The organism is Shewanella sp. MF08487 (genome assembly GCF_050848685.1).
GTDB classification, from domain to species: Bacteria; Pseudomonadota; Gammaproteobacteria; order Enterobacterales; family Shewanellaceae; genus Shewanella; species Shewanella glacialipiscicola.
Window position 1 is genome coordinate 1 of record NZ_JBOZPB010000043.1, and the last position, 10,482, is coordinate 10,482.

Annotated in this window: 7 protein-coding genes; 4 read left to right on the forward strand and 3 right to left on the reverse strand. The window is 47.3% G+C overall.

Features of this window, described 5'->3' with window-relative positions; genetic code table 11:
- Positions 1-266 precede the first annotated feature (266 nt).
- The 3 genes from ACRN9H_RS19195 (at position 267) to ACRN9H_RS19205 (ending at position 3,183) form a co-directional block, all read left to right on the forward strand.
- A complete protein-coding gene (locus ACRN9H_RS19195; protein ID WP_432315798.1) occupies positions 267-482 on the forward strand; it encodes a TIGR02450 family Trp-rich protein in 216 nt (71 codons plus the stop codon).
- A gap of 388 nt (positions 483-870) precedes the next feature.
- Positions 871-1,773: a homocysteine S-methyltransferase family protein gene (locus ACRN9H_RS19200; RefSeq protein WP_432315800.1), complete on the forward strand. Its 903-nt coding sequence runs from the start codon at positions 871-873 to the stop codon at positions 1,771-1,773.
- Positions 1,774-1,782: 9 nt separating this feature from the next.
- The gene (locus tag ACRN9H_RS19205) at positions 1,783-3,183 is read left to right on the forward strand and encodes a basic amino acid/polyamine antiporter (protein ID WP_432315802.1); all 1,401 of its coding nucleotides are present in this window, start codon (positions 1,783-1,785) and stop codon (positions 3,181-3,183) included.
- Between the two features lie 146 nt (positions 3,184-3,329).
- On the opposite strand, the gene ACRN9H_RS19210 is transcribed toward ACRN9H_RS19205, so the two are convergent.
- From ACRN9H_RS19210 to ACRN9H_RS19220, 3 genes are all read right to left on the reverse strand, one after another.
- Positions 3,330-4,631: a DEAD/DEAH box helicase gene (locus ACRN9H_RS19210; protein WP_432315804.1), complete on the reverse strand. Its 1,302-nt coding sequence runs from the start codon at positions 4,629-4,631 to the stop codon at positions 3,330-3,332.
- A 403-nt stretch (positions 4,632-5,034) separates the two neighbouring features.
- On the reverse strand, positions 5,035-6,603 hold the full coding sequence (locus tag ACRN9H_RS19215; protein WP_432315806.1) for a methyl-accepting chemotaxis protein: 1,569 nt from the start codon (positions 6,601-6,603) through the stop codon (positions 5,035-5,037).
- A 597-nt stretch (positions 6,604-7,200) separates the two neighbouring features.
- Positions 7,201-8,988 (reverse strand): aminopeptidase P family protein, encoded by a 1,788-nt coding sequence (locus ACRN9H_RS19220; protein WP_432315808.1) that lies wholly within the window; start codon positions 8,986-8,988, stop codon positions 7,201-7,203.
- Between the two features lie 360 nt (positions 8,989-9,348).
- On the opposite strand from ACRN9H_RS19220, the gene ACRN9H_RS19225 reads away from it, so the two are divergent.
- Positions 9,349-10,134 carry an ROK family protein gene (locus tag ACRN9H_RS19225; RefSeq protein WP_432315810.1) on the forward strand — a complete coding sequence of 262 codons (786 nt, stop codon included), beginning with the start codon at positions 9,349-9,351 and terminating at the stop codon, positions 10,132-10,134.
- The last annotated feature ends 348 nt before the right edge of the window (positions 10,135-10,482 follow it).

Sequence of the window (10,482 nt, forward strand, 5' to 3'; positions counted from 1 at the left end):
TCCCAGCGTTCATCGGTTAGCATAAGTCTTGGCATGGCTTGAGGTTATGGTTACTTTTGGCGAAGCAAATTATAACGTCTTGCCATGCTGTCTAAAAATCACTCTCGAAAGATCAACAGACCCTAACTCCTTGTGAACATTCAATGCAATAGCATTACATGCTTACTATTCACGGCGTTCATTAGAGATCCCTTGTGTCTAAAATAGCGTATAGGCAGTCTGATAGGATAAGTGCAACGTTAACTCGACTGCTTTATGGAGTTTTAATGAATCAAATTAACCCTAAAAAATTACTCAACAGTAAGTGGACCGCGGTAAAGCCGGCCAATAAAGAGAAACATTTTTTAATTACAGAAATTGAATTTGATGAGGAAGGCTTAGTTGTCTCATGTTCAATTGAAGCTGTGATGTCTAAACGAGTGATACCGATAAATTGGCTTGATTTAAAAGACGAAACCCATTGGCTACAAGGCTGGAAATAGTGGCAATTAATTAGATAATGCCATTATCCTTTTACCCAAAAGAAACAATCGCTAGTGGTCGTTTCTTTCTTGTTTTAGAGTGAATCTTTCTCATTTTCCCCCACGACTCTCGTAATGTCTTCTTTTAAAAATATCTTATTTTTACTCAATGCTGATAGATCCAAATTTAAGAGTAATAACGGTTTATTGGCTGATATTTATTGCGGCCAAACCGAGATTACGCTATTTTGTTTTGGCCATCCATACGTCTGGATGGTTTGTGGTTATTTAAGGTGCTCACTGAAGCTGTGCATTGTAATCGAGGCAGCAAGGTGCTTTGTCGCAGGATTCTCACTAATTATGAGTGCCTTAATAAAACGAAGTCGCATAAAAGATTGAGGTAAGAAAGATGGATAAGCAACAATTGTGGGTGTTAGATGGTGGTATGGGGCGTGAGTTGGCTAGGCGTGGCGCACCCTTTCGCCAGCCTGAGTGGTCGGCGTTGGCTTTGATAGAAGCGCCACAGACTGTGACTGATGTACATCAAGCTTATATCGCTAACGGGGCCAAAGTTATCACCACCAACAGCTATGCTCTGGTACCGTTTCATATCGGCGACGAGCGTTTTGCTGCCGAAGGCGAAGCGCTGGCGGCATTAGCGGGAGAATTGGCGCGTAATGTCGCGGATGAACATGCGAGTGAGGTTCTCGTTGCTGGCTCATTGCCGCCATTGTTCGGCTCTTACCGTGCCGATTTATTTGAAGCCGCTAGGGTGAGTGAACTGGCGCTTCCACTCATTAGAGCGTTGTCGCCCAGTGTCGATCTCTGGTTAGCCGAAACCATGAGTTTGATTGCCGAGCCTTTAGCCATCAAGGCCTTGCTGCCAGATGATGGCAAACCATTTTGGGTTTCTTTCACCTTAGAGGACGAGACGTTAGGCAGTGAACCGACACTACGCTCCGGTGAGCGGGTGGCCGATGCTATCGACGCGTTAGTAGCAGTCGGTGTGGATGCGATTCTGTTCAACTGTTGTCAGCCTGAGGTGATTGAGGCGGCATTACAGGTGGCCAGCGACAGATTGAGTGCTCTGGGGCGTGCCGATATTCGACTCGGTGCCTATGCCAATGCGTTTCCTCCTCAGCCGAAAGAGGCGACGGCTAACGATGGTCTGGATGAGATCCGTGCCGATCTTGGGCCGCTCGATTATCTCGGTTGGGCTGAGCGTTGGCGTGCGGTAGGGGCTTCGCTTATCGGTGGTTGTTGCGGCATTGGTCCCGAACACATTCAGGCTCTTTCTACTCGTTTGCGCTAAGGATTTTGCATGAAAGAGAACAAAATAGGTCTCTGGTCACTCACAGCCCTAGTGTTCAGCTCTATGGTAGGTGCGGGGATTTTCAGCCTGCCGCAAAACATGGCCGAAGTGGCGGGTGTTCGAGCTGTGCTGATAGGCTGGGGGATCACAGGTGTGGGCATCTTAGCATTGGCTGCGAGTTTCCTCTATCTGTCGCGCTTGAAGCCTGAGCTTGATGGCGGCATTTATACCTACGCGAGAGCCGGTTTTGGTGAGCTGGTTGGCTTTTTTTCTGCTTGGGGTTATTGGCTTTGCGCCACCATAGGCGTGGTGGGATATTTAGTGATTGCGTTTGCCGCCCTTGGTAGCTTTGTCGATACGCCGCAGCAAGTTTGGTTTGGCGAGGGCAATACGCTGGCCGCTTTTATCGGTGAGTCGTGCATTTTGTGGGCGGTGCATTGTTTGGTCTCCCGCGGCGTACAGCAGGCGGCGATGTTCAATCTGGTGGCGACACTGGCCAAGAGTTTGCCGTTATTGCTGTTCGTACTGTTTGCCTGTTATTACTTTGACCCTGTGACTTTTGCTCAGGACCAAGCGGCCAGCACTTTAGCTGTGCCAGTGTCTGAGCAAGTGCGTAACACTATGCTGATCACGCTTTGGGTGTTTACCGGTATCGAAGGTGCGGCAGTGTTATCGGCGCGTGCTAAAAATAAGCGGGATGTGGGCACGGCGACTGTCCTTGGCGTCGTGCTGGCGCTACTACTTTATGTGCTGATCTCTGTGTTAGCGCTGGGAATTTTGGCTCGTCCTGAACTTGCTGCACTGCCTAATCCCTCTATGGCGGGACTGATGGGACACATGAGCGGCTCTTGGGGTAAGGCGCTGATCAGTGTCGGGCTTATTGTCTCTGTGTTGGCTTCCTACGTGAGTTGGACCCTGTTCTCGGCAGAGGTGCCTTTCAGCGCAGCCCGCCACGGTGCTTTCCCTGCCATCTTTTTGCGGCAGAATCGCAATGGCACGCCTATCGCTTCCCTCTGGTTATCTAGCTTAACAGTGCAGTTTTGTTTGTTACTGGTGTGGCTGCTAGGTAAGGGTTATACCAATCTGTTACTCATTTCTACGTCGATGATTTTAGTGCCTTATCTATTGATTGGGCTGTTCCTGTTGAAGCTTTCTTTAAGTGGGCAGGGCAATGGGCTGATGAGAATCGTGGCGCTGGTGGCGAGCGGTTACGGACTCTGGCTACTCTATGCCGCTGGCGTCGAGTATCTGTTGCTGTCCTTGCTACTTTATGGCCCAGGGTTACTGCTGTTTCTCTACAGTCGCCGCCAACTTGTCAATGGTAAAAAGCTTAACGGTCGTGAGCGATTGCTCGCAGGGGCGACGTTGCTGAGTTTGTTTCCCGCATTATGGTCTTTTTGTTATCAATAGCTTACGGATTACAGTCGGCTAAAGTGGGCTGTGCTTTATCGAATTGGGCATAAAAAAATCGGCCACAACAGTTGTTGTGGCCGATTTTACTAAAACACGTGGGATGGGGTTAAACGCTATGCGTTTTACACCGCCCGTTTTAGCGATTACTTAAGCTTTTTGGCTTTGCTAGGGGCTTGACCCACCTTCATTTTTACGCGGCGGCCTTGCATGTTTTTCTCAGCAGCAACTTGAGCGCCGACGTTGTCGGTTCTTTGTTGCTTCTTGGCAAAGCTACGGCGGGTTTGCAATTGCTTTAACAGCAATTCGCGGCTGCCCACTTCATAACCTGGCACAGTGACGCGGCGAATCTGTTGACCGATCAGTTTTTCGATATCGGCTAAGGTGCGTTCTTCTTCGCGGCTCACGAAAGAAATGGCTACGCCAGTTTTACCTGCACGGCCTGTACGACCGATACGGTGGACATAGTCTTCGGCGAGGAAAGGTAAGTCATAGTTGACTACGTATTCAAGGCTTGGAATATCCAGACCACGGGCGGCAACTTCGGTGGCAACCAGTACGCGTACATCACCTGCCACAAATTCACGCAGGGCGCGGCGGCGACTGCCTTGGCCTTTCTCACCGTGGACCACTTCAGAGGGGATCCCATCTAAATTCAATTCTTTGACTAGCGTATCGGCGGCATCACGGGTCGCGGTAAATACCAATACCTGTTGCCAGTTTTTCTTGCCAATTAGTTCAGACAGTAGTTCACGTTTACGGCGTTGTTCAACCGGATAAACCACTTGGCTAACGGTGTCGGCCGTGGTGTTTTGTTTATCGACGCTGATCACTAGCGGTTTGACCATCATGTCGTTGGCGAGTTTTTTCACGGCACTTGAGAAAGTGGCCGAGAACAATAGGTTTTGACGTTTCTTATTTACCGCTTGAAGGATCTTTTGGATATCGGCGCTAAAGCCCATGTCGAGCATGCGATCGGCTTCGTCTAGCACTAAAAAGTCGACGTTCGACAGGCTTAAGTTACAGGCGGTAAGGTGCTCAAGTAAGCGACCAGGGGTGGCAACAATCACATCGGCGCCGCGTTTCAGCTTTTGCGCTTGAGTCTCAATCTTTACGCCGCCGTAAATGGTTAACACGCTGAAGTTTAAGTACTTGCAGTAAGCCATAACGTTGTCAGCGACTTGAGCTGCAAGCTCACGGGTCGGCGTGAGGATTAATACGCGGGCATTCGACTTTAACGTTTCACTTGGATTTTCAACCATCTTTTGCAGGATGGGCAGTGCAAAGGCGGCGGTTTTACCCGTACCGGTTTGGGCACTGGCTAAGACATCTTGGCCGCGGCGGATAGCAGGTATCGCTTGCTGCTGAATAGGCGTCATTTGTTGATAACCGCAATCTGAGATAGCGCGCAAAATCTCGGGGGAAAAACTAAAAGATTCAAATCTCATTTTGGATTCCTATCGTTCACTTATTCAAACATTCAAGCACCGCGAGCCTCTATTATTTACTCGACTAAGGAGAGAGGCGTGCCGACTGGCTCATTCTTCCACACAGATTTTATAAGAAAAATGGCGGGCGCGGAGTATAGCAAAAATTTCGGTTAAAACCTGAACTTTTTAGTGTTTTGGCATTTTATCTGCATCATTTTATCGCCAAGAGATAAAAGCCTTAGCGACGGCTCAGGCGGGATAAGGCCAATTCTGCAAGCAATGGGTTGGATCAGTACTGGATTGAGTATGCTCTTGGCAGAGTATGTTCTAGGTTGAGTGAGGGCTGGCGGAAAGAACGGGTTAAAAGAATGCGATAGAAAAATGCCGCAGTTTTGGCTGCGGCATTTTATATTATTTATGACTAACCGAAGGTGCGTCTCAAGCCGAGAGCTTTCTCGGCATTGTGCTTAAGTAGATGGGCGGCATCACCAATCAGATGGGTCGCGGCCAAGTTCTCCGCGCTTGAATGGGCGATGGAGTGTATGTTGCTGGCAATCTCATTGACCACTTGGCGCTGTTGATCCGCTGCGACCGCATTTTGTTGGGCAAAGGTGTGGATATCACTCACTTCTTGGTAAATGGTGTTTACATTGTCGGCGGACAGTTGAATATCGCTGGCACAACGCTCCGCGTGTTGACGGCTTTGTTCCATTTCTTTGGCCCATGCGTTGAGCATAGTGAACATCTTATCGACACTTTTAGAAATACTGTTGGTTGACAGTTGAGTTCTGCTCGATAGCGCGCGCACCTCATCGGCCACCACGGCAAAACCACGGCCTTGTTCACCGGCTCGGGCAGCTTCAATGGCCGCATTGAGGGCGAGAAGATTGGTTTGCTCGGCGATGGAGTCAATTTCGCCCATCGCATTAGCAACTTGCTCGGCTTCTTTATTCAATTGATGGGCATTGTTAGCTGCATCGGCAACAGACTTGGCCAGTTGTTCCACTTTTTGAGTGTTGGCCTTCATATTGGCGCTGCTTTTAAGGCAAAGATCGTAGGCGGTATTGATGCTGGTGGACGTGAGATGGGTATTCTGCGCCACTTCTGTAATGGTTGAACTCATTTCTTCCATCGCACTAGAGAGCTGTTCTAGCTGACTTTTTTCTTGATCTAGGCTGGCATAAGTTTGCTCGGTCGCGACCACTAATTGATCGGCAATCGCATGCAATTGATTGGCTTGATCTTGTGTGCGCCCCAGTACGCCATTCATTTTGGCCTGCAGCATGATGAGCTGGAAATCGAGGATAGAAGACGTATCGGCACCCGAGTAGATGTAACGACTGATAGAGTCGTATTTGGTTTGCATTTCAATCAGTTTAGCGGGAATGCGAAAGGCCTCATCGTAGAATATAGCCAAGTTTAAACTCATCAAAACCGCCCCCGCGATAATCACGCCCCAGCCCCAAAAGTAGCCTGCGATCAGTAAGCCGGTCGAGGCGACAATCGCCGAGAGGATACGTTTTTGCATTAAGCTTAAGGGCTTAGAAATGGATTTATCCAGTTTAAGTCTCTGGTATATCTCGTTCGCCTTGGTGACGTAGGCGGCCTGAGGATGAATGCGAACCGATTGATAACCCACTATGGTGCCGTTTTCAAATAAGGGCGAGACGAAAGCATCAACCCAGTAAAATCCACCATTCTTACAGCGGTTTTTAACAATCCCGCGCCAAGACTGGCCCGATTTTAACTTTTCCCACATCTCTTTGAAGGCTTCGCTGGGCATATCGGGATGGCGCACAATATTGTGGGCACTACCAATTAATTCTTGGGCGCTATAGCCAGACACTTCGGCAAAACGGGTATTAACGTAAGTGATAGTACCGCGAGTGTCTGTGGTTGAAATGAGTTCATCATTTGGGTGTAAACGAACTTCTTGATCTACACGATTCATGTTTATAGGCTTATTGAACTTAGGGTTACTCGAGCTCATTTAGTGTGTCCATTCCTGGCCGATACGATGATTTAGGGTATAAGTGGGGTATTAATCTGTGCTAGCACTCATTGGTGCTAGCTTGTTATGTGACAAGGCTATCATTTTTGTGTGAGTATAGGAGATAAGTATTTACTTAAGTTTAGTGATAATCAGTCGATTGTTGTATTTATAAGCTATTGCAAAATATGGTTTTTTCACCTCAAAATAACAACATTAAAACAAGTGTTTATGCTGTTAGGTTACTATTTTCTTTTTTATTATAGGGTTAATCGTGTTGAGTGATTTATCACGCCATATAAATCCTGCATAACATAGTAGAATCGCTATTGTTAATTGCTTAGCATAGCTAAGCAGTTTGGATGGTACAAAAGTCAGAGTGTGAGCAATGGCAAGTGCTATCGGTTGTTTATTGCGCAGCATGATGTGGCGATATTTTGTTTATTAATTAAGGAGCCCCACCCAAGACCTTCAAAAATATGAAATACATTATGTTGCAGTAAAAACCGCTCAAATGTACTAGCTTGAGCGGTTCTATGTACGGGAGCGATGATAAAACAATAACGGTTTACGATCCCCGTCTGTTTATCTTTATACTTAAATTGCGCGAGTCGCTTGGGTTAGCCAGGCTAATTCATCACCCGACATCAATGGTGCTAGGGTATCGTACACTTGCTGATGGTAGGCATTGAACCAACGGATTTCCCCTTGCGTTAACATATGCTTATCGATAAGACGCTTATCCATAGGGATCATTGTCAGTGCATCAAATTCATACATCTCACGCTCAGCGCCTTTAAGTGCCTCGCAGTGTTGAACTACCACTAAGTTTTCTAAGCGAATACCAAAATTGTCTGCACGGTAATAACCTGGCTCGTTAGAAAGCACCATGCCGGGTAGCAGTGCAATACCGTTGACATTTTTACCTATGCGCTGCGGGCCTTCGTGCACACTGAGAAAATGACCTACGCCATGGCCAGTTCCGTGATCGTAATCGAAGCCATATTGCCATAGATATTGGCGCGCGAACGCATCTAGTTGCTGGCCTGAAGTGCCTTTAGGAAAACGGGCTTGGTCAAGCGCGATATGGCCTTTTAGCACCAGCGTGACCATTTTTTTATGTTCATCAGTCACTTTGCCAATCGCAATAGTACGGGTCACATCTGTGGTGCCATCGATATATTGCGCGCCAGAATCCACTAGGTAGATGCTGTCCATTGTCATCATTGCAGGTGTGCCATTGTTGTGATTGTAATGGCACATGGCAGCATTGGGGCCTGCTGCTGAAATGGTATCGAAACTTGGCTCGCGGTAACGCTCATCTTCTAGGCGAAAGCTTTCCAATTTATCCGCAAGGGTGCCTTCATCGTGCATGCGATTGGCTGCCACTTCGGCATCTAACCAAGCTAGAAAGCGCGTCACCGCTACGCCATCACGGATATGGCAGGCGCGTATTCCGGCCAATTCTGCACTATTTTTCTGCGCTTTGGGTAATGCGACAGGGTCGATACCTGCAATTAATTTTGCTCCTGCTTCACGGGCGAGATTTTGTGCCCAAGCGTTAGCCGAGTTTGGATCGGCCAGCAGTTTGACGCCTTGCAAGCTGGCAAGTGTATCGGCGAGCGTGGCTTCGTCCTTAAAGCTAACGCCTGCACCGACATGTTCCTCAATGCCCTCAGGGAGTTTGCTTAAATCGGTAAACAGCTGCATATCGCCACTAGCATGAAGCAGGGCACTGCCGAGCACGACAGGCAGACGCGGAATATCGTTACCGCGAATGTTTAATAGCCAGCAGAAAGAATCTAAGGCGGCGATCAAAGCGACATCAGCACTGGCTTTTTTCACTAAGGCGCCAATTTCGGTGCGTTTTTGCAGACTGGTTTTACCGGTACTCTCGTTACTGAATAACGTGATTGGCGCACTCGATGGTGCGGGGCGATCCTGCCAATGCAAATCGATAGGATTTTGCTCAACCGCCACTAATTCGATTTGGGCTTTGCTTAAGGTTGCTTTGGCATTTTCATACCAAGCTAAGGTATGTAAGCGTGCATCGAAGCCGACGCGAGATCCCGCTGGCAGCGTGTCACATAACCACTCAATTTGCGGTGTATCGGTTAGGCTTTCATAACTGAAAAGTGTGGCATCGACTTGCAAGCGAACTTGAACCGTATAGCGGCCATCAGTAAATATTGCGGCTTTATCTTTCAATACGATAGCCATCCCTGCTGAGCCGGTAAAGTGGGTCGCCCAATACAAACGCTCGTTATGCTCTGGTACGTATTCGCCCAGATATTCGTCGGCGCGCGGAATAATAAATGCATCGAGATTGGCAGCGGTTAATTCGCTACGAATAGCGCTGAGGCGGCTAGCGATAGAATGTGACATATAGGCTCCAAGTGAGATCGGCACGCAAAGGTTTTATATTAATTTGAGTTTTAACCCGCTTAGATTATCGCAAGGCTAACGCTCTAGATGCAAGGTAAGTGAATAAAGGATTTTATATACAATCGTGAGTGTGTGCTGAGAATGGACTGTAGCTGTGGTTTTTACGCCTGAATAAATGGAGTCAGTTTGAGCATGATAAAAAGTCAATTACATAAAATATCATCCATGGCTAATTAATGATTTGCCCCTTATAAATTAGCAGCTTAATATTTATTTTATCGCTCGATTTTTGCCAACATGCTAATATTTTGTACCTTCGCTCGGGGTCAGAGTGGGGGACATGTATCAGTGGAGCTGGCGATGCAAGTATTAACCATAGATGTAGGCGGGACTAATGCCCTGTTTAAGCTTCAACTGGCGGAACATACAGAACAATATAAAATTCCTACCGGTGAAGGTTTTAAGATTGAAGAGTTAAATAACCAGATTGCTGCTTTAGAGCGTGATTATGGTTTACAAGATTATCAACTCGCGATTGCGGTGCCTGGACTGGTGCAGAATAATCGTTTGGTTGCCTGTAAATCGTTACCCGGACTCAATGGTTTGAGTTTTGACACAGTGAAAACTCAAGGTGAGCTTAAGTTTATCTGCAACGATATAGATGCGGGTATGCAAGCGACTTGTGATGCCAAATATGCCTGTGAGTTATTGGTCATGTGCGGCACTGGGATCGGTATGTCTATTGCCTTTAATGGACAAGTCTTTACGGGAGCGACGGGCGTGGCGGGGGAGTTGGGGCATTGCCGCGTGATGACCGAATCTGGCGAATTTAGTTTAGAACAACTCGCCAGTGGCGATTCAGTGCGCAGCCGTAACATCACCACTCAGGATGATTTATACCGTGCGGGCAGTTACCTTGGTATGGGGCTGGCGTGGACCGTTAATTTATTTAATCCCAATCGAATTTGGCTCGCGGGCAACATGATGAACAGTGCTCCTTACTACAAAGGCTGCCTCGAAAGCTTAAAGCAAATGGCATTGAGCGCGCCCTTAGCTGAGATAAAAATCAACCGTGTCGATGATATGGAGACCTTGGTCTGCCGCGGTTTATCTGTGATGCTCGCAAGGGACTATCCACGCGCATAAGGATCAAAGATGCTGGGTTTTGAGCTATTAGATTACAGTGGCTCAGTCCTAGCAATTTAAGCCGTATTAGCAGCATAAATAGTGAAATAGAAAACAGGACAGGTGATGCCTTTGGCTTATCGTGTCCTGTTTTTTATTCTTAAAGTATTCAGATAATCCTCATTCTCCAAAGTAAACATTAGCGATAGTTTAATTTGCATAATTCCTTTTTTATCAGATGACTAGGGTCTGTTGATCTTTCGAGAGTGATTTTTAGACAGCATGGCAAGACGTTATAATTTGCTTCGCCAAAAGTAACCATAACCTCAAGCCATGCCAAGACTTATGCTAACCGATGAACGCTGGGAA

Bases quoted from the DNA above. Each gene is read 5' to 3' on its own strand.
- ACRN9H_RS19195 (WP_432315798.1), top strand. From the start codon at position 267: ATGAATCAAATTAACCCTAAAAAATTACTCAACAGTAAGTGGACCGCG.
- ACRN9H_RS19200 (WP_432315800.1), top strand. From the start codon at position 871: ATGGATAAGCAACAATTGTGGGTGTTAGATGGTGGTATGGGGCGTGAG.
- ACRN9H_RS19205 (WP_432315802.1), top strand. From the start codon at position 1,783: ATGAAAGAGAACAAAATAGGTCTCTGGTCACTCACAGCCCTAGTGTTC.
- ACRN9H_RS19210 (WP_432315804.1), bottom strand. From the start codon at position 4,631: ATGAGATTTGAATCTTTTAGTTTTTCCCCCGAGATTTTGCGCGCTATC.
- ACRN9H_RS19215 (WP_432315806.1), bottom strand. From the start codon at position 6,603: ATGAGCTCGAGTAACCCTAAGTTCAATAAGCCTATAAACATGAATCGT.
- ACRN9H_RS19220 (WP_432315808.1), bottom strand. From the start codon at position 8,988: ATGTCACATTCTATCGCTAGCCGCCTCAGCGCTATTCGTAGCGAATTA.
- ACRN9H_RS19225 (WP_432315810.1), top strand. From the start codon at position 9,349: ATGCAAGTATTAACCATAGATGTAGGCGGGACTAATGCCCTGTTTAAG.